The organism is Thermus hydrothermalis (assembly GCF_022760925.1).
Lineage (GTDB): Bacteria > Deinococcota > Deinococci > Deinococcales > Thermaceae > Thermus > Thermus hydrothermalis.
This window is the reverse complement of sequence record NZ_JAKTNT010000009.1, coordinates 65,083-88,720: the sequence shown is the minus strand read 5'-3', so window position 1 is coordinate 88,720 and position 23,638 is coordinate 65,083. Positions and strand designations below refer to the sequence as shown.

The window sequence follows — 23,638 nt, the reverse complement described above, 5'->3', positions numbered from 1 at the left end:
GCCCCACCCCCGCCGCCACCAGGTACTGGAGGACGGGCACCCCAAGCCCCCCGGCCCCCACCACGGCCACGGAGGCTTCCCGAAGCCGCGCCTGCCCCTCGGGCCCCACCTGGGGCAGGATCATCTGCCGGTGGTAGCGGTCCAGTTCCTCCTTGGTCCACATCTAAGCCTCCCGGGTGCCGAAGCCGGGGGGGAGGAAGTCGGGGTAGTCGGGGTTGCCCTTGCGGTCGGGAAGCTTGGGGATGAGGTCCGAAGGGTGAGCCTCCCCCTTGCGGCAGTAGGGGCATTCGTGGCGCACCTTGTAGCGCACGGGGCGGGCGGGGATGCCTAGGGCGATGGCGTGGGGCGGGATGTCCCGGGTGACCACCGCTCCCGTCCCCACCATGGCGTCGTCCCCGATGCGCACCCCGGCCAAAATGGTGGCGTGGTAGGTGATGCGCACCCCGCTGCCGATGATGGTTTCCTTCAGGGTCACGTCGGGGGAGGCCAGGACGTGGTGGGTGTGGCTGTAGACGTTCACGTAGTCGGAAAGCGAGGTCCGGTCGCCAATCTTAATCCCCCCGATGTCGTCCAGGAAGACGTAGCGGTGGACCACCACGTCGTCCCCTAGCTCCAGGTTGTAGCCCACGGAGAACTCCACGTTCTGGAAGAACTTGGGGTTTTTCCCCACCCGCTTGAAGATGAAGGGGGCGAGCGCCCGCCTTAGGGCTACCCCGGAATGGACAGACTGCCCGATGGGGGTGAGGTCCAACACCTTCCAGAACCAGAGGAGAGGCTTCACCTTTCGGAACTTCTCCAGGTCAGTGGCGGCGTAGTACTCCGCCTCAAAGGTGATCCCCTCGGGGTCCAGGGCCAGGGCCCCCAGGGGATTTACCTCCAAGAGCTCCTCGTAAGGCCGGCCATAGAGGAGGCGGGCAAGCTCCTCCCGCACCAGGGCGTTCCGGTCCACGCTGGGGTCGGAAAGCCTTTCCGTGAGGCTTCCCAGGTAGCGGTCCAGGGCCTTCTGGTGCAGGGGGGCGATTTCGCGGGGAAGGAGCCAGGGCATAGGGTTATGCTACCCTTCCCTTGCCCAAGGGAAAACCCCTGGGCTCACCCTATGGAGGAGCGGTAGCCGAGCTCCCGTAGGGCCTCGGGGTCCTTGCGCCAGTCGGGGTAGACCTTGACCTCGAGGTCCAGGTACACCTTCCGGTTCAGGAAGACCTCTAGCTGCTTCCTGGCCGCCTGGCCGATTTCCTTGAGCTTCCGCCCCCCCTCCCCGATGACGATGCCCTTTTGCGAGGGCCGTTCCACGTAGAGGAGGGCCTTGATGTACAAGACCCCGTTCTCCCGCTCCGCCACCTCCTCGGTCTTCACGGCGATGGCGTAGGGCACCTCGTGCCAGAGGCGCTTCATGGCCTCTTCCCGGATGATCTCCGCCACCCATTCCCCGAAGTCCTGGTCGCTTTTGGCGAAATCCTCGGGGTAGAAGAAGGGACCCTCGGGCAACAGGGCCAGGAGTTCGGCCTTAAGCCCCGCCACCTGCTTCTCGTCCAAGGCGGAGAGCATCCGGGGTTCGGCCTCGGGCAAGAGGGCGTGGTAGGCCTTAAGGGCCTCCTCGGGGTACTTGGCAGCGTCCAGCTTGTTGCCCACCAGGAGGATGGGCACCTTGCCCACCAGGGGCTTGAGCGCCTTGGCCACCAGCTCGTCCTCCGGGGTGGGGGGGTGGCGCAGGTCCACCACCCAGACCACGGCGTTCACGTCCGCCAAGGCCTCGTAGACCTCCTGGTCCATGAACTCCCCCAGGGCGTCCATGGGCTTGTGCAGGCCCGGGGTGTCCACGAAGACGATTTGGCGGTTCCCCTCGGTGAGGATGCCCCTAAGGCGCTTCCTCGTGGTCTGGGGCTTGGGGCTGATGGGGGCCACCTTGACCCCCAGGAGGTTGTTGAGGAGGGTGGACTTGCCCACGTTGGGCTTGCCCACGATGGCGATGAAACCGGAATACGTCTTTTCGCTCATGGCTTAGGTGATCCCGGCTTCTTGGGATTGGCCCAGAGGCCAGAAGCCGGACCTTCCAGGCTTTTCAGTATACTCCAGGCCGTGGACCCCTTGGCCCTGGCCTTCCTGCCTGGGATTGGCCCCAAGCGGCTCCTGGAGGCGCTTTCCTGGGAAGACCCCCTGGCCTTTTTAAGGGAGCGCTTTCCCGAGGCGGCAAGCCTTTACCCGGAGGCGGAAAGGCGCGCCAAACGGGAACGGAGGCGGGCGGAGGCTTTGGGGGTGCGCATCCTTGGCCTCTGGGAGGAGGGCTTTCCCGAAAGCCTAAAAAGGCTTCCCCAGCCCCCCACGCACCTTTACCTTCGGGGAGAGCTCCCCGAGGAGGCGCAGGCGGTGGCCATCGTGGGTACCCGTAAGGCCTCCGCCTGGGCCCTAGGCTTCACCCGGAGGCTCGCCCGGGAGCTGGCGGAGGCGGGGCTTTGGGTGGTTTCGGGCCTCGCCCGGGGTATAGACCGGGAAGCCCACCTGGGCGCTTTGGAAGGGGGCGGGCGGAGCTTGGGCGTCTTGGGAAGCGCCCTGGACCGGGTCTACCCGCCGGAACACCGCCCTTTGGCGGAGCGCATGGACCTGGTTTCCGAGTTTCCCTTGGGGACGGGGCCTAAGCCCGAGTTTTTCCCCAGGCGGAACCGCCTCATCGCAGGGCTTGCCCGGGCGGTTTTGGTGGTGGAGGCCCCCTTGGACTCCGGGGCCCTCATCACGGCCAAACACGCCTTGGAACTGGGAAAGGAGGTGCTGGCGGTCCCAGGCCGCCCCACGGACCCCGCTTCCTTGGGGACGAACCGCCTCATCCAGGACGGGGCGTACCCCGTCCTCGAGGCCGGGGACGTCCTTTCCTACCTGGGGTTTTCCCCTAAGCCCAAGGTTGCGCCGGAGCTTTCCCCGGAAGAGGCCACCCTTTACGCCCTCCTTTGCCAGGGGGAAGCCTTGCCGGAGGACCTGGCCCAGGCTACGGGGTTCGCCCCGGAAAGGGTGCTCTCCCTCCTCACCCTCCTGGAACTCAAGGGCCTGGCCCGGGCCCTTCCCGGAGGGCGCTACGGGCCAGGCTAGAGAGAGGCGTTACTTGGCCTTGTCGTAGAGCTTCTTGGCGATCTCGTAGAGCTCGGCAGGGTGGAACTCGGGGGCGAACTCGGCGGCGTCGTGGCCGGCGTCAAACACCGGGCCGCCCGTGGGGGGGCCGTCCACCACCACCACCTCGCTCCCGTCCTCGGGGGAAGCCCCCTTCCAGATGAGGCCCAGGTCCTGGTAATCGGAGGGGCTAAAGCGGTAGAGGTTGCGGTGGAAGCCCAGGTCCATGTACTTCTTGGCCTCGGGGATCTTGCTGTTGTCAATCCGGGGGATGGGGAGCATCTTGGTCATCTCCACCCCGGTAAGGGTTTCCAGGGCCTTGCCGTAGGCGGCGGCGTGGACCCCACCCCGCACCAGGAGGTAACCGATCATCTCCCGGGCCACGGGGTTGTCCGTCATCTCGTAAACCCGCAGCTTGTGGGTACGGGCCGCCACCTCCAGGAAGAAGTTGTGGAGAAGGTCCAGGATGAGGTTGCCGCTGGTGAAGACGTACTCCCCGTTCCAGTACTCCCCCATGGCCCCCATCACCAGGGTGTTGGCACCCCCGGCGATGAAGTGGGCGGCGTTGCGGGCGTCCTTGGCGAAGCCCAGCGGGGCGCTCACAGGGTCCACCCCTTCCTCCAGGTCCTTTCCGGGGTTCTTGGCCAGGAGGCTGTTGATGGTGGCGGAAACGAGCTCAATGTGCCCGAGCTCCTCCGTGGCGATGTTGGCGATGAGGTCGTAGTAGGGCTTGAGCGCCTTCTTCCCCCGGAAGTTGAAGGACTGGTACATGTAGTTCATCAGGGTGGACATCTCCCCGAAGCGCCCGCCAAGAAGCGCCTGCACCGCAGCGGCGGCGTTGGGGTCTTGCTCCTTGGGCATGGGCAGCTCAATCTGCAACCGGTCTATCCTCAGAAACATACCCACCTCCTTTGCCTGGGCGGGCTTTCCCGCCCGGCACCTTCCACCTTAGGCAGGTGGGATCTATAAGTCCAATAGATTGTGCTTTCCCTTCCCATAAAATATAGCTATGAAGAAAGTCACCTTGGACCAGCTACGCTACCTCCTGGCCTTGGCCGAGGAGGGAAACTTCACCCGGGCAGCGGAGCGGGTGTACCTTACCCAGCCCGCCCTGAGCGTCCAGATCCGCAAGCTGGAAGAAGCCTTGGGCGTGCGCCTCTTTGACCGCAGAAAGGGCAAGCCCACAGAGGTGGGACAAGCGGTGGTGGCCCAGGCGCGGCGGGTGCTAGAGGAGGTAGAGCGCCTAGAGGCCTTGGCCCGGGGGGAGGAAGGGGTATTCCAAGGACCCTTTCGTATCGGGGTCATCCCCACCCTGGCTCCCTACCTTCTCCCCCGCCTCCTCCCGCGGGTTATGGAAAAGCATCCGGCCCTCGAGGTGACGGTGCGGGAGGAGCTCACCCCGGGCATCCTTAGGGGCCTCGAGGAGGGCCATCTGGACGCCGGGCTTGTGGGCACAGAGGAAAGGGTACCGGGCCTCAAAGCCTACCCCCTCTTCACCGAGGCTTTCCTGGCCTACGTTTCCCCACGCCATCCCCTCTATGCCAAGGCGGCGCTCCATCCCCTGGAGATCCCGCTAGAGGACACCTGGGTGCTTTCCGAAGGCCACTGCTTCCGCGACCAGGTCCTTTCCGTCTGCCGGCCAAGCCTCCGGAAACGGGCCGTGGAGTTCCAAAGCGGGGACCTGGAAACCCTCATCCGCCTGGTGGAGGAGGTAGGGGGGCTTACCCTTCTGCCGGAGGTGGCCCTCTGGACCCTCCCTCCCGAGAAGCGGGCCCACCTAAGGCCCCTCCTTTTCCCCGGGGCCGGGCGCACCGTCTACCTCCTCCTCCGGGAGGGAAGCCTCAAGGCCCCGGTGGCCGAGGCCTTGGCGCGGGAAGCCCGGGAGGTCTTCACCGCCCTACGCCTTTTTTCCACGGGGGAAGAAGGCGTTATGATGGGGGCGGAGGTTCGCCATGACCAAGCCTGAGGCCAAAGGCGGGGACGTGCACATCAAAGCGGGGCTTATCTGGATGAACGGGGCCTTGGTACCCCAGGAGGAGGCCAAGACCAGCGTTCTAAGCCACGCCCTGCACTATGGAACCAGCGTCTTTGAGGGCATCCGGGCCTACGAAACCCCCAAAGGCCCCGCCATCTTCCGCCTGAAGGAGCACGTGCGGCGCTTCTATAACTCCGCCAAGGTGCTCCGCATGGAAATCCCCTTCGCCCCCGAGGAGTTGGAGGAGGCCATCAAGGAGGTGGTGCGGCGAAACGGCTACAAAAGTTGCTACATCCGCCCCCTGGCCTGGATGGGGGCGAAGGCCTTGGGGGTAAACCCCCTGCCCAACAACCCGGCGGAGGTCATGGTGGCCGCCTGGGAGTGGGGAGCCTACTTGGGCGAGGAGGCGGTGCGGAAAGGGGCCAAGCTCATCACCAGCTCCTGGGCCCGTTTCCCCGCCAACGTGATGCCGGGCAAGGCCAAGGTGGGGGGGAACTACGTGAACTCCGCCCTGGCCAAGATGGAGGCGGTGGCCGCAGGGGCCGACGAGGCCCTCCTTCTGGACGAGGAGGGCTACGTGGCCGAGGGGAGCGGGGAGAACCTCTTCTTCGTGCGGGACGGGGTCATCTACGCCCTGGAGCACTCGGTGAACCTCGAGGGCATCACCCGGGACACGGTGATCCGCCTCGCCAAGGACCTGGGCTACGAGGTCCAGGTGGTGCGGGCCACCCGCGACCAGCTCTACATGGCGGACGAGGTCTTCATGACGGGCACCGCCGCGGAGGTAACCCCCGTGTCCATGATTGACTGGCGCCCCATCGGCCAGGGCACCGCAGGGCCCATTGCCTTGCGCCTGCGGCAGGTCTATTTGGAGGTGGTGACGGGCAGGCGGCCCGAGTACGAGGGCTGGCTTACCTACGTCACTTCCTGAGCCAGTCCGCCAGCACCCTCTCGTAAAGCTCGGGGTCCAGGCGGGGCCTTTCGTAGAGCCCCGCCTGTAGGCGTTGCCGTTGGGCCTCAAAGAGGATGACCGCCGCCGCCACGCTCACGTTGAGGCTTTGCACCATCCCGAACATGGGGATCTTTATGGCCCCATCCGCCAGGGCCAAAGCTTCCTCGGAAACCCCCCACTTCTCCGCTCCCAGGAGGATGGCGGTGGGCTTGGTATAGTCCACCTCGCGGAAGTCCCGGGCGTCCTCCCGGAGGGCGGTGGCGTAGATGCGAAAGCCCTTTTCCCGGAGGAAGCGGAAGGCGGAGGGGGTGTCTGGGTGGACCCGGAGGTAGACCCACTTGTGGCTTCCCCCGCTCGTCTCGTTGAAGGTGGGCACGCCCCCCGTGGGGTTTACGGCGTGGGCCTCGAGGACCCCCACGGCGTCGCAGGAGCGGAGGATGGCGGAGAGGTTGTGGGGCTTGTGCACGTTCTCCAGGAGCACCGTGAGGTCGGGCTGCCTTTTCCTTAGCACTTCCTCTATGCGCTTTCTACGGGCCTCGGTCACGGTTCCTCAGCTTAGCGATGAGGGGCTTGAGGAGGGAGCGCTTGAGCTTCAGGGCCTGCCGGTTCACCACGAGCCGGGCGGTGGAGTGGGCGAGGACCTCCACCTCTATAAGCCCCGCCGCCCTTAGGGTGGCCCCGGTCTGCACCACGTCCACCACGGCGTCCGCCAGGCCCGTGACCGCGGCGAGCTCAATGTTGCCGGAAAGCTCCACCACGTCCGCCACCCAGCCCCGTTCCTTGAGGAAGCGGGCGGTGAAGTTGGGGTACTTGGTGGCGATGCGGCGGATGGGGGAGGTGTCCCCAGGGCGCCTTATAAGGGAAAGCCGGCAGGCGCCAAAGCCCAGGTCCACGGGCTCGTAGAGGTCCCGCCCCGAGTCCAGGAGGATGTCCTTCCCCACCACCCCGATCTCGGCGATGCCCAGGTCCACGTAGACCGGCACGTCCTTGTTGCGGAGCTCCAGGAGGGCCACGCCCCCTTCCTCCCCGTGGAGGAGGGCCCGGGGGTCTTGGATGGGGGGAAGGGGAAGGCCCGCCCGCAGGAGGGCCTCGTAGGCCTCCTGGAACATCCTTCCCTTGGGCAGGGCCACGGTGAGGGTGTAGCGCTTCACGAAACCTCCCAGATGCGCTCCCCTTCCGCCAGGTAGGGGATGCCCTTGGCCTTGGCGTAGGCCAGGGGGTCTTCCCCGTGGAAAAGCTCCACCCGCCTTTCCCGGGCGAAGCGGCGGAAGGCCTTTAGGTCCAGGGCCAAGACTTCTGGAGGCTCCTCCGCCTGGGGAAGCTTTAGGGCTTCCAGGGCCCGTTCCACCCCTAAGGCGAAGCCCGCCGCCTTAGGCAAAAGGGCCCCGTCGTACCGCCCGCCCCCCAGAAGGGGCAGGCCGAAGCCCGGGGTGTAGGCCCGGAAGAAGATGCCCGAGTAGTACTCGTACCGCCGGGCCATGCCCAGATCCAGGAGGACGGGCCTTTCCAGAAGCGCCAGGGTCCTCTCCAGGTCGGCCAGGGCCTTTTGGGCCTTGGGGGGAAGGGGGAGGGCCTTGGCCTCCTTTAGGACCTCCTGCCCCCCGTAGAGGTCGGGAAGGGCCAGGAGGGCCTTTTTCGCCCCCTCCGGCACGGGGTGGTGGGCAAGGAGGGCGGAAAGCTCGGGGAGGTTTTTGCGGTGGATGGCGGCCTGCGCCGCCCTTCTAGCCCCTTCCGGGAGGCCCGAGGCCTTGAGCACCTCCCCCACCAGGCTCGGCAGGCCCACCTCCACCACCCCTTCCACCCCCAGGGCCTCGAGGGCGGCGAAGGCCAGGTGGAGGACCTCCGCATCCGCCTTGGGCCCCGTGGCCCCGATGAGCTCTAGCCCCACCTGGGTGTACTCGCGAAGCCGCCCGAGCTCCGCATCCCCTTCCCTAAGCCAAAGGGCCCCGGCGTACTGGAAGCGGTGGACCCCCTCCTTCAGGTGGGGCCTTAGGAGCTTGGCCAGGAGGGTGGTGAACTCGCTCCTTAGGGCGAGCACCTCCCCCGTCTTGTCCACCAGTTTGAAGGCCCTTTCCGCCAGGGGATGGCCGGGGTCAAAGGCCTCGAGGGCGGGGAGCTCCACGGGCTCGTAGCCGTGTTGCCAGAAAAGCTTCTGGAGCCGCCCCTGGAGCTCGGCCTTGAGCCTAGCCTCGGGGGGGAGGAGGAAGCGGGTGCCTTCGGGGATCATTCCTTCACGAGGATTTCCACGCTAAGGATGCGGTCCGGCACCGCCTTGGCCCCGAGGCCCTCCGTGGGGGCTAAGCGGCGCACCACCTCCATCCCCTCCACCACCTGGGCGAAGAGGGTGTACTGCCCCGTGAGGTGGGGGGTGGGGGCCAGGGTGATGAAGAACTGGCTCCCGTTGGAGTTGGGGTCCTGGGTGCGGGCCATGCCCACCAGGCCTTCCCGGTCAAAGGCCAGGCCCGGGACGATCTCCAGGCCGAAGGTGTAGCCGGGCCCGCCCCGGCCCGTGCCCGTGGGGTCCCCCGTCTGGGCCACGAAGCCGGGGATGACCCGGTGCCAGACCACCCCGTCAAAGTAGCGGTGAAGGGCCAGGAAGACGAAGGAGTTCACCGTGTTGGGGGTTTCCTTCTCCAGGAGGTCCAAGAGGATATCCCCTTGGGTGGTCTTGAGGCGGGCGTAGTAGTCCTTGCCCGCTTCCAGCACCGGCTCAGGGGCCTTGAAGGAGCGCACGGGCTTTTCCGAAAGGTAGGGAAGGGGCTTCATGCTCTCACCCTTGCAGGCGCTAAGGAAAACGAGAAACAAGAGGAGGACGCGCACCCCCATAGCCTACACCCGGGGCAGGGTGATGCCCCTTTGCCCCTGGTACTTGCCCTTGCGGTCCTTGTAGGTGGTTTCGGGCCTCGGGCCTTCCAGGAAGAGGATCTGCACGATGCCCTCCCCGGCGTAGACCTTGGCGGGGAGGGGGGTGGTGTTGGAGATCTCCAGGGTCACGTGCCCCTCCCAGCCCGGCTCCAAGGGGGTGACGTTGGCCACGATGCCGCACCGGGCATAGGTGCTCTTGCCCAGGGCGATGGCGATCACGTTTTCCGGCATGCGGATGTACTCAATGCTCCGGGTGAGGGCGAAGGAGTTGGGGGGGATGATGACCTCCTCCCCCTCGTACTCCACGAAGCTCCGCGCGTCAAAGTTCTTGGGGTCCACCACGGTGGAGAAGACGTTGGTGAAGATCTTCCACTCCGGGGCGGCCCTTAGGTCATAGCCGAAGGAGGAAAGGCCATAGCTAATGACCCCTTCCCGCACGAGCCTCTCCTCAAAGGGCTCTATCATCCCCTTTTTGGCCATCTCCCGGATCCACCAGTCCGGCTTAACCATGCCTTCAACTATAGCCGCTAGACTTTGCTTATGCGCAAGGCCTGGCCCCTTTTTCTCCTCTTGGCCGCCTGCGGTACCCAGGACCCGGGTGGCACGGGCCTCGAGGCCCTCCGCCTCACCGCCACCACCCTCCCCCCCGCCTATCTGGGCGAGCCCTATAGCGCCGCCTTCAGCGCCGAGGGGGGGGTGAGGCCTTATAGCTTCAGCCTGGAGGGCAGGCTCCCCCAGGGCCTCGCCTTCCAGGGGGGGCGGCTTAGCGGGGTGCCCAAGGAAAAGGGCCAGTTCCCCCTCATCCTTACCGTGGAGGACGGGGCCAAGAACAGCCGGGCCCAGAAGCTCACCCTCACCGTCTCCGACCCGCCCCCGCCCAGGCTTACCCTGGTGGCCCCCCAGGCCCAGGTGGAGGCCCCCTTCCTCCTCCTTGGGCGGGTGGAGGTAAGGGAGGCGGTGGGCTTCCAGCTAGAGCTACTCCTGAAGGACCTGACCCCTGCCCTGGAAAGCCTTAAGGCGCTAAGCCCCGCTTACCTCCTGGACTTTGACCCCGCCTCGGGGCTTTTGCGCCTGGACATGGCCTTCGCCAAGCCCATCAAGGACCAGGAGGCCTTCCGCCTCCTCCTCACCCCGGCGAAGCCCCTCACCCCCAGGCTTTCCCCCAAGGCGGTCCTCTACGACAAGGAGGGGAAGCCCCTAGGCCAGCCCTTGCCCCGGGGCAAACCCTTCGCCGCCCTTTGGGAGGTGGCGCAGAACCTGGGCAAGGAGGGCCAGGGGCTCAAGGGGGACCAGAACGGGGACGGGAAGGTGGACGGGGAGGACCTCAAAGCCCTGCAGGAAGGCTACTTCCCTAAGGCCGAGACCACCCCCCCTCCGCCCGCCGAAACGCCGCCCTAAAGGGCCCGGCGGATGGCCTCGGCGTCCTCTTCCCGGTAGCCGTAGAGGGTTACCTCCAGGGTGTCCGGGGCCTTCTTGATCTCCTCCAGCATCACCCGGGCCACCTCCGCCACGGGAAGCCCTCCCACCCCGGTGCCCAAAAGGGGGAAGGCCACGGTCTTTAGGCCGAGCTCCACCGCCTTCTCTAAGGCGCTCCGGGTGGCCTGGCGCACGGTTTCCAGGCTAGCGGGCTCGTCCCCCAGGACGGCGGCGTGGATCACGTAACGCACGGGGAGGTTCCCTGCCCCCGTGACCGCCGCCTCCCCCACGCGGATTTTGCCGATGCGGTCGCACTCCTCCTGGATGGAGGGCCCCCCTTTGCGCAGGATGGCCCCCGCCACCCCTGCCCCCAGCTTCAGGTAGTTGTTGGCGGCGTTGACGATGGCGTCCCCTTGGAACCCGGTGATGTCCCCTTGGGCCACGCGGATTCGGGCCATGCCCTTATTTTCCCTTACAATGGGCCTGATGTCACGGGACCTGTTGGGCCTCGAGGGGCGGATCGTCATGGTGACCGGGGCTGGCCGGGGCTTCGGGCGGGCCATCGCCCACGGCTACGGGCGGAACGGGGCCACGGTCATCGCCGTGGACCCGGACGTGGAACTGGCCACCTCGGTGGCCTCCGAGGTGGAGGCCTTGGGGGCCACGGCCATACCCATCCGGGGGGACATGAGCGTGGTCTTGGACGTGACCAGCACCTTTGAGAAGGTGGAGGAGCTCTTCGGCCTTTTGGACGGCATCGTCCACGTGACCACCGCCGAGAGCAAGACCCCCTTCGTGGAGCTTTTGGAAGGGGAGTGGTACGACCTCATGAGCCAGGACGTGAAGAGCAGCCTTTACGTCCTGCAATACGGCCTGCGCCACCTGGCGGGGGGCGGGTTCGTCACCCTGGTCCTGCCCCCTTCCGCCCGCATGGAGCCCCACACCCTCTCCGTGCGCAAGGCGGTGGAAGGGCTCATTGAGGGAGCGAGCCGTACCTTCCCCGGGGTGCGGGTGAACGGGGTGGTGCCTTCCCGCGACCCCGTGGGGGAGGCCTACGACCAGGCTTTGGTGCGGGCTGCCTTGGGCCTTGGGTCCATGGTTTCCGAGGGCATCCGGGGGGTGGTCCTGGAGGTGCAACTGCCCGAACCCCCCACCTCCCCCGAGGTCTACGAGCTCCTGCGGGAAGTCCCATGAAATGCCCTTACTGCGCCCATCCCGACACGCGCGTGGTGGACTCCCGCCCCTCCGACGAGGGGACGGCCATCCGCCGCCGCCGGGAATGCCCGAGTTGCGGCCGCCGCTTCACCACCTACGAGCGCACGCAACTAGAACCCCTGATGGTGGTGAAGCGGGATGGGCGTAAAGAGCCCTTCAACCCGGACAAGCTCCTCCGGGGCCTCCTTTTGGCCTGCGAGAAGCGGCCCGTGGACCAGGAAACCTTGCGGCGCTTCGCCTACACCTTTGAGGACCAGGTGGCGGGCCCCGAGATTTCCTCCGAGGAGATCGGCCTTAAGGCCATGGCCTTCCTGCGCGACCTGGACCACGTGGCCTACATCCGCTTCGCCTCCGTCTACCGGGAGTTTGACTCCGTGGAGCGCTTCATTGAGGAGATCCGCCGGCTTTCTAGCGCAGGCCCTTCTTCAGGCGCAGAAGAGGGTTAAAAAGTCCTCAATTCCTCGTTTGTAAATATGCAAACCCAGATCCGGAAGCCAAACGCCCAGGGGTATACTCCCAGGAGGGAGGCTTAGAGGAGAAGCCGGTTACGAATGGTCTTGCGCTACTGGCCCCCTGGTAGGGTATAATCCCCCCGGACCGCGAAGGAGGTCAAAATGAAACGGCGTGATTTCTTGAAGAAGGCGGGTATCGGCGTAGCGGCCAGCGCAGCGTTCGGTACGGTCTATGCCCAGGCGCAGCCCCAGGTGCGCTGGCGCCTGGCCTCCAGCTTCCCCAAGAGCCTGGACACCATCTACGGGGCGGCGGAGGTCTTGGCGGAAAGGGTTTCCGCCCTCACGGGAGGCCGCTTCCAGATCCGGGCCTACCAGGCGGGGGAGATCGTACCCGGGCTTCAGGTGATGGACGCCGTGCAGCAGGGCACGGTGGAGGTGGGGCACACCGCCAGCTACTACTTCGTGGGGAAGGCTTCGGTCCTGGCCTTTGACACCTCGGTGCCCTTCGGCCTCACCGCCAGGCAGCAGAACGCCTGGATGTACCACGGGGGTGGCATTGAGCTCTTCCGCCCCATCTTCGCTGACTTCGGCATCATCCAGTTCCCGGGCGGCAACACCGGGGTGCAGATGGGGGGCTGGTTCCGCAAAGAGATTAGGGGCCTGGCGGACCTCAAGGGCCTCAAGATGCGCATCCCCGGGCCTGGGGGCCAGGTGATGAGCCGCTTGGGCGTGGTACCCCAGGTCCTGGCGGGCGGGGACATCTACCCAGCCCTGGAGCGGGGCGTGGTGGACGCCGCCGAGTGGGTGGGCCCCTACGATGACGAGAAGCTCGGCTTCTACAAAGTAGCCCGCTACTACTACTACCCCGGATGGCACGAGCCCGGGCCCATGCTCTCCTTCTACGTGAACCTCCGGGAATGGCAACGCTTGCCCAAGGAGTACCAGCAGGCCTTTGAGGTGGCGGCAGCGGAGGCCAACCAGTGGATGATGGCCAAGTACGACCGGGTGAACGCCCCCGCCCTGCAACGCCTCATCAAGGCCGGGGTGCGCCTCAGGAAGTGGCCCGCCGAGGTCATGCGGGCAGCGCAGAAAGCGGCCTTTGACTGGTACGAGGAGGAGGCGGCCAAGGACGCCACCTACCGCAAGGTCTACACCGCCTGGAAGGCCTTCCGGGAGGAGCAGTACCGCTGGTTCGGGGTGGCGGAGCTCGGCTACGAGCAGTTCGCCTTCCCCGCTTCCTAAGGGGGAAAACCTATACCCCCCCGGGCTTTCCCGGGGGGGGTTTCTTTTAGTAGCCCCGGACGAAAGCGAGGATGGGCTCCCGCAGGAGATAGGTGAGGAGGAGGACCAGAAGCTGGAGCCCAATGAAGGGGATGCCCCCCAGGTAGATGTCCGCCGTCTTCACCTCCTTGGGGGCCACGTTCCTGAGGTAGAAGAGGGCGAAGCCGAAAGGGGGAGTGAGGAAGGAGGTCTGGAGGTTCACCCCCACCAGTAGACCAAACCAGAGCTTGTCAATCCCCAAGGCGTCGGCCCCGATGGCGAGGAGGGGCAGGGCGATGAAGGCGATCTCAAAGAAGTCAATGAAGAAGCCCAGGAGGAAGACGAGGACCATGACGAAGAGGATGAAGCCCACCTCGCCCCCCGGAAGCCCCGTGAGGAAGCCTTCCACCCAGAGGTCCCCGTCCACGCCCCGGAAGACCAAGCTGAAGAGGGTGGAGCCGATCAGGATGAAGATGACGAAGGCGGTGAGGCGGGCCGTACCCTCCATGGCCCCGTAGAGCACGGGGAAGGAAAGCCGGCGGTTTAGGGCGGCGAGGAGCAAGGCCCCCACCACGCCCATGGCCCCGGCCTCCGTGGGGGTGGCGAGGCCGATGAGCACCGTGCCCAGGACCAGGAAGATGAGGACCAAGGGGGGCACCATGGAGAGGAGGGCCCTCCGGAGGAGGGGGTTTTTCCGGATCCAGGGGAGGAGGAAAAGGGTCCAAAGGCCCAGGCCCAGTAGGACCTCCAGGCCCTCGAGCCAGCCGGGAAGGTGCAGAAACTCCCCCACCCGCCAGGCCCCCACCCCCACCAGGAGGTAGGAGAGGAGGGCGAAGGCCGCCTGCCCCTCCTTGCCGGCGTCGGGACGGGCTTCGGGCGGGAGGGCAGGAGCCCACTGGGGCCGGAAGAGGGCCACGTAGATGACGTAGAGGAAGTAAAGGGCCACGGTGAGCCCCGCCGGGATCAGGGCCGCCCGGTACATGTCCCCCACGCTCACCCCCAGTTGGTCCGCCAGGACGATGAGGACCACGCTTGGGGGGATGATCTGGGCCAAGGTGGCGGAGCCCAGGATGACCCCGCTGGCCAGGCGGGGGTTGTAGCCGTACTTGAGCATCACGGGCAAGGAGATGAGGCCCATGGCCATGACGCTCGCCGCCACCACCCCCGTGGTGGCGGCGAGGATGGCCCCCACGAAGACCACGCTCAGGGCGAGGCCTCCCCTTAGGGGCCCAAAGAGCTTGCCCATGGTGTCCAGGAGGTCCTCCGCCAGCCCGCTTCTTTCCAGGATGATGCCCATGAAGGTGAAGAAGGGGATGGCTAGGAGGAGCTGGTTGGACATGATGCCGAAGATGCGGTCGGGCATGGCCCGAAGCAGGGGCGCCGGGAAGAGGTCCAGGGCGATGCCCAAAAAGCCGAAGACGATGCCCACCGCCCCCAAGGAGAAGGCCACGGGATAGCCAGAAAGCAGGAAGACTACGAGGGCGAGGAACATCAGGGGGGGCATGAGGGTTTCTAGGCTCATTCCTGTACCTCCTTCTCCTCCTCGTCCCAAGGGGTGGCGCGGTACCCGGTGAGGAAGGCGATGCGTTTGATGAGTTCCGAGATGCCCTGGAGGAGCAAAAGGGCGAAGCCGAGGAGGACGGCCAGCTTGATGGGCCAGCGGGGCAAGCCCCCCACGTCCGGGGACACCTCCCGGATGGCCAGGGAGCTCATGGCCCAGGGCCAGGCCAGGTAGAGCACCCCAAGGGCCATGGGGAGGAGGAAAAGCACCGTGCCCACCACGTCAATCCAGGCTTGGGTGCGGCGGCTAAGGCGGCCAAAGAGGAGGTCTATCCGCACGTGGGCGTTGTGCTTAAGGGCATAGGCTCCCCCCAGGAGGAAGATGAGGCTGAACATATACCACTGGGCCTCGAGGTAGGCGTTGGAGCTGTAGTTGAAGCCGTAGCGCAGGATGGCGTTGCCGGCGGAGAGGAGGGCCACCAGGAGGACGAGCCAGACCACAAGCCGTCCCACCCCTTCCGTAAGGGCGTCTATGGTGCGGGATAAACCCAAGAAAAAGCGCATATTCTTACCCCCCAAGAAAACCGGCCCCATCCTACCGGGGAGGGAAGTGGGTGTCAATGCGTCCTGAAGGCAACTTTTCCAAACTTTTCCCTACCGGGCCCGGCGGATGGGGGCCACCAGGAAGGCTCCCATAAGGAAGAACCCCCCGGCCAGGAGGAAAAGGACCAGGTAGCCGAGGCCCTCTTCCCGGGCGTTCAGGAGGTCTATGGGCCGGCCGAAAGCGCCGGCCAACACCTGGGGCACCACGATGGAGGTCTGCCAGAGGCCCATGTCCGTGGCGTGGGCCTTGGGGTCTTGGAGTACATCCGCCACCAAGGCCCAGTCCACCGCCAGGTAGATCCCGTAGAAGAGCCCGAAGAGGAGGGAAAGGGCGAGGAGGAGGTCGTAACGGGGAAAGAGGAGGATAAAGGGCATCATGGCCCCAAGCCCCGCCCCCGAGAGGTAGATGAGCCGCTTGCGCCCAAGCCGGTCCGAGGCCCGGCCGGCGGGGACGCTGGCAAGCCCGGCTCCCAAGGAGATGAGGAGGCCTAGCAGGGCTACTGCCTGGAAGGGTTCTTCCGTGAGGGTGCGGCCCAGGGCCTGGAAGGTCCGCACCACGTCGGCCAGGTAGTACTGGAGGTAGGTCTGGGCCAGGTAGAAGCCCAGCATCACCAAAAAGCGGGTGAGGTAGACGAGGAGGAAGTCCCTATCCCGCCAGGGGGCGGCCATGGCCTCGAGGAAGGGGCGCCGGGAGCGGTGGGGCAGGGCCTCGGGGACCAGGGGAAGGCTAAGCCCCGCCCCCAAGAGGTTGAGGAGGGCGGCTACATAGGCCTGGGGCGCAAGGGGAAGGAGGAAGCCCATAGCGCCCCCCAGGACCTGGCCCAATACCTGGAGCGCCCCCATGTAGCCCGAGGCCTGGCCCCGCTCCCCTTTGGCCACCAGGTCGGGGATGAGGGCGCTATAGGGCCCCGTGGCCAGGTCGTCCGCCACCTGGAGGAGGAGGTAGGAAAGAAGGAGCACCCCGTAGCTAGGGGCGTGGACGAGGAGCACCAGGGCCAAGGCGGTGAGGAGGCTACCCCAAAGGAGAAAGGGCCGCCTTTTCCCCAGGCGGTCCGAGAGGTAGCCCATGAGGGGCGGGCCCAGGATGGCCATCACCGCCCCTAAGGCGAAGAGGAAGCCCAGGCGGCTCGCCTTCTCCTCGGGAGGGGAGAGCTCCGCCACCTTGGCGGGAAGGAGGACCAAGAGGACCAGGAACCACTTGAAGCTGGTGGCGAACCAGTAAGCGGAGAGGCGGAGGAACCACCCAGGCCCGTGGCGCATGGGCTTTACCTTACCAGACCGTGGCCTCGGGCACCACCAAAAGGGGCAGGGGGCTTTGGGTGGAAAGCGCCTCTACCATGCGCCCAAGGCGGTGGCGCCAGGTGCTTTTGGCCTTGGAGCCCAGGACCAAGAGGTCGGCTTGCCGGGCCTGGGCCAGGCGCACCAGGTCCAGCTCGTCCTCTCCCGGGGAAACCTCCACCACCCCCGTGGCCTTGAGGAGGCCTCCCAGGAAGGCTTTGGCCCGCTCCAACACCTCCGCCAGGGAAAGCCTTTCCGGGTCCAGGTAGGTGGGGAAGCAACACCCCCCCTTGCCGCTCACCAGGTGGAGGGCGAAGACCTCGGCCCCCAAGGCCTTGCCCCAGGCCTCCGCCACCCGGAAGGCGGCGAGGGCCGCTGGGCTTTCGTCCAGGCCCACGGCGATGCGCCGGATATGGGTCAGGGCCTTGGGCAGGAGGAGGACGGGCACCTCCCCCCGGTGGAGGAGGTAGCGGGCCAGGCCGCCCCGGGCCAGGGCCTCGAGGGTCCCCGTAGCCCGTTGCCCCAGGAGGACCAGGCGGCTTTTTTGCGCCTCCCCCGCCACCACCTGGGCGGGAAAGCCCCGGAGGACCGTGGCCCTTATCCCCGTGGCCGAAAGGGCCTCCCGCACCTTGGCCTCCGCCTGCTCCAGGGCGGCCGCCAAGGCCTCCTTTAGCTCGGGGAAGCGTTGGGCCAGGGCGTCAAAGTAAGGGGTGGGCACCACGTGCAAAAGCTCGGCCTCCACCCCAAGCCCCCTTTCCAGGTGGCGGGCCGTGGCCACCAGGGCCTCGAGGGCCTCTCCCAGGTCCACCGCCGCCAGGAGCCGCATGCGTTCACTATAATCCAAACGTGCTTAGGCTTCGGGACCGCGCCCTTCCCTTGGACCGCCCCCTCCTCATGGGCATCCTCAACCTGACCCCCGACTCCTTCTCCGATGGGGGGCGCTACCTGGACCCGGAAAAGGCCTTGGCGCGGGCCAAGGCCATGGTGGCGGAGGGGGCGGACATCCTGGACCTGGGGGCCGAGTCCACCCGGCCCGGGGCGGACCCCGTGCCCGTGGAGGAGGAGAAAAGGAGGCTTCTCCCGGTGCTGGAGGCGGTCTTGACCTTGGGGGTGCCGGTGAGCGTGGACACCCGCAAGCCCGAGGTGGCGGAGGAGGCCCTAAAGCTTGGCGCCCACCTCCTGAACGACGTGACGGGCCTTCGGGACGAGCGCATGGTGGCCCTGGCTGCCCGGTTCGGGGTGCCCGCCGTCATCATGCACATGCCCATGCCCGACCCCAAGACCATGATGGCCCACGCCCGCTACGGGGACGTGGTGCGGGAGGTGCGGGACTTCCTCAAGGCCCAGGCGGAAAGGGCCCTACGCGCTGGGGTGCCCCAGGTGGTCCTGGACCCAGGGTTTGGCTTCGGGAAACTTTTGGAGCACAACCTCGCCCTCCTAAAGCGCCTGGAGGAGATCGTGGCCCTGGGGCACCCGGTGCTGGTGGGGCTATCCCGCAAGCGCACCATCGGGGAACTCACGGGGGTGGAGGTGCCCGATAGGCGCCTAGTGGGCTCTGTGGCTGCCCACCTCTTCGCCGTCCTGAAGGGGGCGAGGATCCTCCGGGTGCACGATGTGGCCGCCCACCGGGAGGCCCTTGCCGTGTGGCATGCCCTTTTGGGGTGAGGCGTGGGGACCATTGCGCTTTTGGGGTTGGAGTTTTATGGCCGCCACGGGGTTATGCCCGAGGAGGGGCGGCTTGGGGCCCGGTTTGTGGTGGACCTCTGGCTTACCGTGGCCTTTGAGGGCAAGGGGGACCGGCTGGAGGAGACGGTGGACTACGCCGCCGTCTACGCCTTGGTGGAGGAGGCGGTGCGCCACCGCCGCTTCTACCTCATTGAGGCCCTGGCGGACCACCTGGCGGAGGCCCTTCTGGCGGCCTTTCCCCGCCTTCAGGGAGTGCGGGTGCGGGTGCACAAGCCCCACGCCCCCATCCCGGGCGTTTTCCGTGACGTGTACGCTGAGGTGACCAAAAGCCGGGGGATGATGCCGATAGGCGAAACCTCGGAACCGTAGACCTTCTGGTGCTTTTGCAAGCTTCCGCCCTTCCCCTTTAGACCCGCCCCTTCGTGGGTCCAGCCATCCCGGGCTAGCCGGGCTTTGCCCCCAAGCCACACCGGTTGTCTTCTGGAACACCGGGTGTTTTACTGGGGACATGAACCGAAAACGTTGGCTAGCCCTTTTTCTCTTTCTTTTGGTCCTAGCCCTCGTGGCGGTAGGCCTAGGACGCCTTACCGCCTCCCGGGAAAACCGGGCCTGGCGGGAAGCCCCCCTTTACGGCGCAGGGGAAAAGGTCCTCCTCCTGGAGCTAAAGGGGAGCATCCCCACAGGCAAAGCCTTGGAGGACTTTCTCTCCCAAGCGCGCCAAGCCCGGGAGGACGAAACCGTCCGGGCCGTGGTCCTCCGGGTGGACAGCCCTGGGGGCGGGGTCACGGAAACCGAAGCCATCCACCGAGCCCTGAAGGCCGTGGCAGAGGCCAAGCCCCTCGTGGCTGCTTTCGGCAGCGTGGCAGCAAGCGGCGGCTACTACGCCGCCACCGCCGCCCAGGAAATCTTCACCCCACCGACGGCCCTCACGGGTTCCATCGGGGTCATCTCCGTCATTCCCGAGGTGAGCGGCCTTCTGGAAAAGCTGGGCCTCAGGGTGGAAGTCCTGAAGGAGGGCGCCCTCAAGGACATGGCCTCCGGACTCAAGCCCCTGACCCCGGAGGAGAAAGCGGTGCTAAAGGCCTACATGCGGGAAGCCTACGAGCTCTTCCTCAAGCGGGTGGCCGAGGGAAGAAACCTTCCCCTGGAAAGGGTGCGGGCACTGGCGGATGGCCGCATCTACTCGGGCAAGCAAGCGGTGGCCCTGGGCCTTGCAGACCGGGAAGGCTACCTGGAGGACGCCGCCAAAAGGGCGGCGGAGCTCGCTGGCCTCAGCGCCTTCCAGCTCGTGCGGTATGAGAAGCCCAAGGGCCTCCTCCAGGAGCTCGTTGGCGAGGATAACCCCCTTGGCCTGAGCGAGGCGGAAGCGCTCCTTGGCCTCCTCTCGCAGAGCCGCTTCCGCCTGGAATACCGTTATCTGGGAGGTGGGCTATGGTAGTGGCAAGCCCCTGGCGGCGGCTCGTGGCTTCTTTGCTGGACAGCCTGATCCTCGTGCCCCTCTCCCTCCTCCTCATGGCCCTAGCAGGGGTAAACCCCTTGGGCCCCACCACCTTAGCCCAGGACCTCCTCTTTCAGTGGCTTCCCGGCTGGGCCTACTACGTGGCCTTCACCGCCCTTTATGGGGCCACCCCCGGAAAAATGCTCCTGGGGATAAAGGTGGTGCGGCTGGACGGCAAACCGGTGGACTGGCTCACAGCCTTCATGCGGGAGGTGGTGGGCAAGACCCTTTCCACCCTGCCCCTTCTACTCGGCTACTTCTGGGCCTTCTTCCATCCCAAACGCCAAGCGTGGCACGACCTCATCGCCGATACCTTGGTGGTATATGGGAAAAACCCATAGGCGCCCTTTCAGGGCCTACCCGAGGGATGCCTGCCTTCCAACTCCCCTATCCCGGAAAGCGGGCTCGGGCAGGAAGGACCTAGAGAAACCGCACCAATTGACAGCAAGAACCCCTTCGTGCTACCTTTAGGTTCGGCTTGGGCCCGTAGCTCAGTTGGATAGAGCGGCTGACTACGGATCAGCAGGTCAGGGGTTCGAATCCTCTCGGGCCCGCCAAGAAACCCCCGGGTGCTCCCCGGGGGTTTTCTTTGGGTGGTGGGCCGTGCAGGATTCGAACCTGCGACCTACCGATTAAAAGTCGGTTGCTCTGCCAGCTGAGCTAACGGCCCCCAAGCCCTAGCGATTATAGCCCTCTAGCGAGGCTTGCGCAAGGCGTCCATGATCCAAAGGCCAAGCCCCTCCTCCCGCACCCTGGCCTTTAGGGCTTCCACCCGTAACTCCCTGGGCTTCACGGGTTCTAGCGCCTCCTTGGGCAAGGGGGCCGCCTCCAAAAAGGCGAAAAAGGCGGGGTCCACCCACGGGGGCACCCAGGCCCCGCTGCGGCAGAGGAAGGCGCGGTGGAAAACCCCCTCCACCTTTCCCCCCGGGTCCAGAAGCCGCACCACGGGCACCTGGGGCTCGGGCTCCAAGGAGGGGTCCCGCCAGGGGGGGTAGTAAAGGGTAAGCCTCGCCCCTTGGCGGGCATAGAAAACCATCCAGTCGTCGCAGGCGGGCTCTTCCCCCAAAGGGCGGTATCCGGCATCGTGGTGGGCGTCAAAGAGCACCACCTCCTCCACCCCCTCCCGCACCCTAGGGTGGAAAGCCAGGGCGTTGGAGTCAGCGTAGAAAAGCCGGGCCCCCGGGGCAAAGCAAAAGCGCTCCCAAAACCCCTCCCATCCCTGGGCCTCGGGCAAGGGTAGGCCCCGGAGCAAGAAGGCTAAAGCCCGGGCCTCCCAAGCCTCCTGAAGGTAGTAAGGGGTTTCAAAATGGGCCCAGGCGTAGAGGTGAGCCTCGGGCTGGCGGGAGTCCTGGGGCACGGGGAAAAAGTAGTCAAAGTCCACCACCAAAAGCCGCATCTCTCCCTTAAATAGCAAAATCCCCCGCCAAGGGCGGGGGAAAAGGGGGTTGGTGGCCTTACCAGACGTAGAACAAGACGACGATGAAAAGCCACACGGCGTCCACCAGGTGCCAGTACATGCTGGCGGCCTCGAGGGTGCCGTGGTTATGGAGGGTGATCTTGCCCCGCAGGGCCTGGAGGTAGGCCAGAACCAGACCAAAGCCACCGATCACCACGTGCAGGCCGTGGAGGCCCACGATGGTGAAGAAGGCCCCGGTCCAGAGGTTCTCCTGCCAGGAGGAGTGGTGGTAGAACTGGTAAAACTCATACGCCTGGAAGAGGAAGAAGAGGACGCCCAGGATAATGGTGATGAGAAGCCCAAAGCGGAAGGGGTTGAACCGGCCCCTACGGAGATCGTGGTGGGCGAAGTGCACCGTGAAGGAGGAGCTCACCAGGAAGAAGGTGTTGAGAAGGGCGAGCCAAAGGGCGGGCCGCTCCTCAGGAGGCGTGGCCGCCCCGGAAAGCCTTAGGTAGAGGTAGCCGGCGATGAGGATGGCGAAGAGGCCCACCTCCGAAACGATGAACCAGGCCATCCCCATCCAGGCGTTGGACTTGCCGGAAAGGGTGTGGTGCTCCACCGGGTGGCTGTACTCGTCCTCCAAGGCCCAGCGCACGAGGCCGTAGGCGAAGAGGGCCAGGAAGACCCACATCCAGACGTTGGGCACGGGCAGGGCCGCCACGGAAACGAAGAAGGCGAAGAGGGTGGCGGCGGCGTAGAAGGGCCAGAAGGAGCTGTTGGGCAGGTGGATGTGGCTCGGGTCCTCGGGCTTCAGCTCCACCCCCTTCTTGGCCCAGTCATAAAGGGGCCGCTCGGAGGGGAACTCCTTGGGAAGCACCACGTCAAAGTTGTGGGCCTTGGGCGGGGAGGCGGTGAGCCACTCCAGGGTGTAGCCGCCCCAGGGGTTCTCCGGGGCTTTCTCGCCGGAGCGGAGGCTCTTCCACATGGCGTAGATCCAGACAAGCCCGCCCAAGCCCAGGATGAAGGCGCCCACGGTGGAGATGAAGTTGAGCTCGGGCCAGCCGGCGATGTCGGCGTTGTAGGTGTAGTAGCGCCGGGGCATGCCCAAAAAGCCCAGGGCGTACTGGGGCAGGAAGACCACCAGGTAGCCCACGAGGAAGAGCCAGAAGTGGAGCTTGCCCAGGCGCTCGTCGTACATGCGGCCCGTCATCTTGGGCCACCAGTAGTAAAGCCCGGCGAAGGCCCCAAAACCCGAGCCCGCCATGAGCACGTTGTGGAAGTGGGCCACCACGAAGTAGGAGTCGTGGAACTGGTAGTCCAGGGGGGTCATGGAGAGCATGACCCCGGTAATCCCCCCCAGAAGGAAGTTGAAGATGAAGCCCAAAACCCAAAGGAGCGGGGTCTTCATCTGCAGGTGCCCGCCCCACAGGGTGCCGATGAGGTTAAAGAGCTTCACCCCCGTGGGCACGGCGATGAGGGCGGTGAAGAAGGCGAAGGCAATCTGGAAGACAGTGGACTCCCCCACGGTGAACATGTGGTGGGCCCAGACCATGGTGCCCAGGACCACGATGCCCATCTGGGCCCAGACCATCTGCTTGTAGCCAAAAAGGGGCTTGCGGGCGAAGGTGGAGGCCACCTCGGCCAGGATGCCGAGGTAGGGGAGGAGCATCACGTAGACCGTGGGGTGGGAGTAGAACCAGAAGAACTGCTGGAAGAGAACGGGGTCACCCCCGATGTCCGGGTTAAACCAGGAAAGGCCGATCTTGCGGTCCAAAAGGACCAGAAGGGTGGCCGAGGTGAGCCCCGCCAGGCTGAAGAGGTTGAGGACGCTGGCGGCGAAGACGCTCCACACGTACATGGGCATCTTCCACATGCTCATCCCCTGGGCCCTGAGGTTGTAGATGGTGGCGATGAAGTTGGCGTTGCCCAGGAGGCTGGAGAAGCCCAGGAGGAGGATGGCCGCCATGTAGAAATCCACCCCACTCCCCGACTGCACGGAGAAGGGGTAGTAGAAGGTCCAGCCCACCGCCGGGGCCCCGCCGGGGAAGAAGAAGCTCATGAGGGCGAGGATAATGGCCCCCAGGAAGGCCCAGTAACTGAAGGCGTTCACCCGGGGCAGGGCCACGTCCCGCGCCCCCAGCATCAGGGGCACCACAAAGTTGCCGAAGCCGGTGAGCCCGGCCTGGATGATGAAGAAGAAGAGCATGGTGGCCCCGTGCAGGGTGAGGACCTGGTTGTACTGCTCCCCGGTAAGGAGGGTGTTGTTGGGCACCGCCAGCTGCGCCCGGATGACGAGGGAGAAGACCCCCGCCAGGGCGAAGGCGAAGAAGGCGGTGGCGGTGTACATCAGGCCGATCTTCTTGTGGTCCACGGTGGTGAGCAGGTCCCAAAGAACCGCCCACACGCTGGTCTTGGGCTTTGCGGTAATGGCCATCCTCAAACCTCC

27 protein-coding genes and 2 tRNA genes are annotated in these 23,638 nt (G+C 65.9%); 12 read left to right on the top strand and 17 right to left on the bottom strand.

What is annotated here, in order from left to right; translation table 11 throughout:
- The 3 genes from L0C60_RS07430 to era all read right to left on the bottom strand — a co-directional run.
- Positions 1 to 163 (bottom strand): HesA/MoeB/ThiF family protein (locus L0C60_RS07430; RefSeq protein ID WP_243092637.1); only part of this gene is annotated, 163 nt, incomplete at its 3' end.
- Entirely contained in the window at positions 164 to 1,045 is an 882-nt protein-coding gene (locus L0C60_RS07425; RefSeq protein ID WP_234507512.1) for an acyltransferase, read from the bottom strand.
- Positions 1,046 to 1,089: 44 nt separating this feature from the next.
- Complete coding sequence (gene era, locus L0C60_RS07420; RefSeq protein ID WP_234507514.1) at positions 1,090 to 1,995, bottom strand: GTPase Era; 906 nt, start codon at positions 1,993 to 1,995, stop codon at positions 1,090 to 1,092.
- Positions 1,996 to 2,076: 81 nt separating this feature from the next.
- On the opposite strand from era, the gene dprA reads away from it, so the two are divergent.
- Positions 2,077 to 3,078, top strand: a complete 1,002-nt coding sequence (gene dprA, locus L0C60_RS07415) for a DNA-processing protein DprA (RefSeq protein WP_234507515.1) — start codon at positions 2,077 to 2,079, stop codon at positions 3,076 to 3,078.
- A 9-nt stretch (positions 3,079 to 3,087) separates the two neighbouring features.
- On the opposite strand, the gene L0C60_RS07410 is transcribed toward dprA, so the two are convergent.
- A complete protein-coding gene (locus L0C60_RS07410) occupies positions 3,088 to 3,996 on the bottom strand; it encodes a manganese catalase family protein (protein WP_234507517.1) in 909 nt (302 codons plus the stop codon).
- Positions 3,997 to 4,105: 109 nt separating this feature from the next.
- On the opposite strand from L0C60_RS07410, the gene L0C60_RS07405 reads away from it, so the two are divergent.
- Together L0C60_RS07405 and L0C60_RS07400 are read left to right on the top strand one after the other, a co-directional pair.
- Complete coding sequence (locus L0C60_RS07405) at positions 4,106 to 5,062, top strand: hydrogen peroxide-inducible genes activator (protein ID WP_234507519.1); 957 nt, start codon at positions 4,106 to 4,108, stop codon at positions 5,060 to 5,062.
- A complete protein-coding gene (locus tag L0C60_RS07400; protein ID WP_234507521.1) occupies positions 5,049 to 6,002 on the top strand; it encodes a branched-chain amino acid transaminase in 954 nt (317 codons plus the stop codon). Before L0C60_RS07405 ends, L0C60_RS07400 begins: the two co-directional genes overlap by 14 nt.
- On the opposite strand, the gene trmH is transcribed toward L0C60_RS07400, so the two are convergent.
- From trmH to dcd, 5 genes are read right to left on the bottom strand one after another with little or no spacing between them, the layout of a single operon-like run.
- Positions 5,992 to 6,567 (bottom strand): tRNA (guanosine(18)-2'-O)-methyltransferase TrmH, encoded by a 576-nt coding sequence (trmH, locus tag L0C60_RS07395; RefSeq protein WP_234507523.1) that lies wholly within the window; start codon positions 6,565 to 6,567, stop codon positions 5,992 to 5,994. The two genes, L0C60_RS07400 and trmH, sit on opposite strands and share 11 nt — an antisense overlap.
- Positions 6,551 to 7,174 (bottom strand): ATP phosphoribosyltransferase, encoded by a 624-nt coding sequence (gene hisG, locus L0C60_RS07390; RefSeq protein WP_234507525.1) that lies wholly within the window; start codon positions 7,172 to 7,174, stop codon positions 6,551 to 6,553. The genes trmH and hisG overlap by 17 nt, the downstream gene beginning before the upstream one ends.
- Positions 7,171 to 8,250: an ATP phosphoribosyltransferase regulatory subunit gene (locus L0C60_RS07385; protein ID WP_243092635.1), complete on the bottom strand. Its 1,080-nt coding sequence runs from the start codon at positions 8,248 to 8,250 to the stop codon at positions 7,171 to 7,173. The genes hisG and L0C60_RS07385 overlap by 4 nt, the downstream gene beginning before the upstream one ends.
- Positions 8,247 to 8,849, bottom strand: coding sequence for a peptidylprolyl isomerase (locus tag L0C60_RS07380; protein ID WP_234507529.1), 603 nt, complete (start codon positions 8,847 to 8,849; stop codon positions 8,247 to 8,249). Before L0C60_RS07380 ends, L0C60_RS07385 begins: the two co-directional genes overlap by 4 nt.
- A 3-nt stretch (positions 8,850 to 8,852) precedes the next feature.
- Entirely contained in the window at positions 8,853 to 9,398 is a 546-nt protein-coding gene (gene dcd / locus L0C60_RS07375; protein WP_234507531.1) for a dCTP deaminase, read from the bottom strand.
- Positions 9,399 to 9,428: 30 nt separating this feature from the next.
- On the opposite strand from dcd, the gene L0C60_RS07370 reads away from it, so the two are divergent.
- Positions 9,429 to 10,286: a putative Ig domain-containing protein gene (locus L0C60_RS07370; RefSeq protein ID WP_234507534.1), complete on the top strand. Its 858-nt coding sequence runs from the start codon at positions 9,429 to 9,431 to the stop codon at positions 10,284 to 10,286.
- Here the strand turns inward: L0C60_RS07370 and L0C60_RS07365 are convergent.
- The gene (locus L0C60_RS07365) at positions 10,283 to 10,762 is read right to left on the bottom strand and encodes a macro domain-containing protein (RefSeq protein WP_234507536.1); all 480 of its coding nucleotides are present in this window, start codon (positions 10,760 to 10,762) and stop codon (positions 10,283 to 10,285) included. The two genes, L0C60_RS07370 and L0C60_RS07365, sit on opposite strands and share 4 nt — an antisense overlap.
- Positions 10,763 to 10,790: 28 nt before the next feature.
- On the opposite strand from L0C60_RS07365, the gene L0C60_RS07360 reads away from it, so the two are divergent.
- The 3 genes from L0C60_RS07360 to L0C60_RS07350 all read left to right on the top strand — a co-directional run bounded on the left by L0C60_RS07360 (position 10,791) and on the right by L0C60_RS07350 (position 13,213).
- Entirely contained in the window at positions 10,791 to 11,498 is a 708-nt protein-coding gene (locus L0C60_RS07360) for an SDR family NAD(P)-dependent oxidoreductase (RefSeq protein WP_234507539.1), read from the top strand.
- Entirely contained in the window at positions 11,495 to 11,965 is a 471-nt protein-coding gene (gene nrdR, locus L0C60_RS07355; RefSeq protein WP_234507541.1) for a transcriptional regulator NrdR, read from the top strand. Before L0C60_RS07360 ends, nrdR begins: the two co-directional genes overlap by 4 nt.
- 168 nt (positions 11,966 to 12,133) lie before the next feature.
- Positions 12,134 to 13,213 carry a TRAP transporter substrate-binding protein gene (locus L0C60_RS07350; protein WP_234506819.1) on the top strand — a complete coding sequence of 360 codons (1,080 nt, stop codon included), beginning with the start codon at positions 12,134 to 12,136 and terminating at the stop codon, positions 13,211 to 13,213.
- A gap of 46 nt (positions 13,214 to 13,259) precedes the next feature.
- On the opposite strand, the gene L0C60_RS07345 is transcribed toward L0C60_RS07350, so the two are convergent.
- The 4 genes from L0C60_RS07345 to L0C60_RS07330 form a co-directional block, all read right to left on the bottom strand.
- The gene (locus L0C60_RS07345; protein WP_234506821.1) at positions 13,260 to 14,753 is read right to left on the bottom strand and encodes a TRAP transporter large permease; all 1,494 of its coding nucleotides are present in this window, start codon (positions 14,751 to 14,753) and stop codon (positions 13,260 to 13,262) included.
- Entirely contained in the window at positions 14,750 to 15,295 is a 546-nt protein-coding gene (locus L0C60_RS07340; protein ID WP_234506823.1) for a TRAP transporter small permease subunit, read from the bottom strand. Before L0C60_RS07340 ends, L0C60_RS07345 begins: the two co-directional genes overlap by 4 nt.
- Positions 15,296 to 15,385: 90 nt before the next feature.
- A complete protein-coding gene (locus L0C60_RS07335; RefSeq protein ID WP_234506825.1) occupies positions 15,386 to 16,594 on the bottom strand; it encodes an MFS transporter in 1,209 nt (402 codons plus the stop codon).
- Between the two features lie 10 nt (positions 16,595 to 16,604).
- Positions 16,605 to 17,438, bottom strand: a complete 834-nt coding sequence (locus L0C60_RS07330; protein WP_234506827.1) for a universal stress protein — start codon at positions 17,436 to 17,438, stop codon at positions 16,605 to 16,607.
- A 20-nt stretch (positions 17,439 to 17,458) separates the two neighbouring features.
- Between L0C60_RS07330 and folP the strand changes: the two genes are divergently transcribed.
- The 5 genes from folP (at position 17,459) to L0C60_RS07305 (ending at position 20,353) form a co-directional block, all read left to right on the top strand.
- Positions 17,459 to 18,277, top strand: coding sequence for a dihydropteroate synthase (folP, locus tag L0C60_RS07325; protein WP_234506830.1), 819 nt, complete (start codon positions 17,459 to 17,461; stop codon positions 18,275 to 18,277).
- 3 nt (positions 18,278 to 18,280) lie between these two features.
- Positions 18,281 to 18,667: a dihydroneopterin aldolase gene (gene folB, locus L0C60_RS07320; RefSeq protein WP_234506832.1), complete on the top strand. Its 387-nt coding sequence runs from the start codon at positions 18,281 to 18,283 to the stop codon at positions 18,665 to 18,667.
- A 139-nt stretch (positions 18,668 to 18,806) separates the two neighbouring features.
- Positions 18,807 to 19,736: a signal peptide peptidase SppA gene (sppA, locus tag L0C60_RS07315; protein ID WP_234506834.1), complete on the top strand. Its 930-nt coding sequence runs from the start codon at positions 18,807 to 18,809 to the stop codon at positions 19,734 to 19,736.
- Positions 19,730 to 20,137: an RDD family protein gene (locus tag L0C60_RS07310; protein ID WP_234506836.1), complete on the top strand. Its 408-nt coding sequence runs from the start codon at positions 19,730 to 19,732 to the stop codon at positions 20,135 to 20,137. Before sppA ends, L0C60_RS07310 begins: the two co-directional genes overlap by 7 nt.
- 139 nt (positions 20,138 to 20,276) lie before the next feature.
- A tRNA-Arg gene (locus L0C60_RS07305) sits at positions 20,277 to 20,353 on the top strand.
- Positions 20,354 to 20,390: 37 nt separating this feature from the next.
- Here the strand turns inward: L0C60_RS07305 and L0C60_RS07300 are convergent.
- The 3 genes from L0C60_RS07300 to ctaD form a co-directional block, all read right to left on the bottom strand.
- Positions 20,391 to 20,466: transfer RNA gene (locus tag L0C60_RS07300), tRNA-Lys, on the bottom strand.
- A gap of 24 nt (positions 20,467 to 20,490) precedes the next feature.
- Positions 20,491 to 21,192, bottom strand: coding sequence for a hypothetical protein (locus tag L0C60_RS07295; protein WP_234506838.1), 702 nt, complete (start codon positions 21,190 to 21,192; stop codon positions 20,491 to 20,493).
- Between the two features lie 58 nt (positions 21,193 to 21,250).
- Entirely contained in the window at positions 21,251 to 23,626 is a 2,376-nt protein-coding gene (gene ctaD / locus L0C60_RS07290; RefSeq protein ID WP_243092634.1) for a cytochrome c oxidase subunit I, read from the bottom strand.
- Between the last annotated feature and the right edge of the window lie 12 nt (positions 23,627 to 23,638).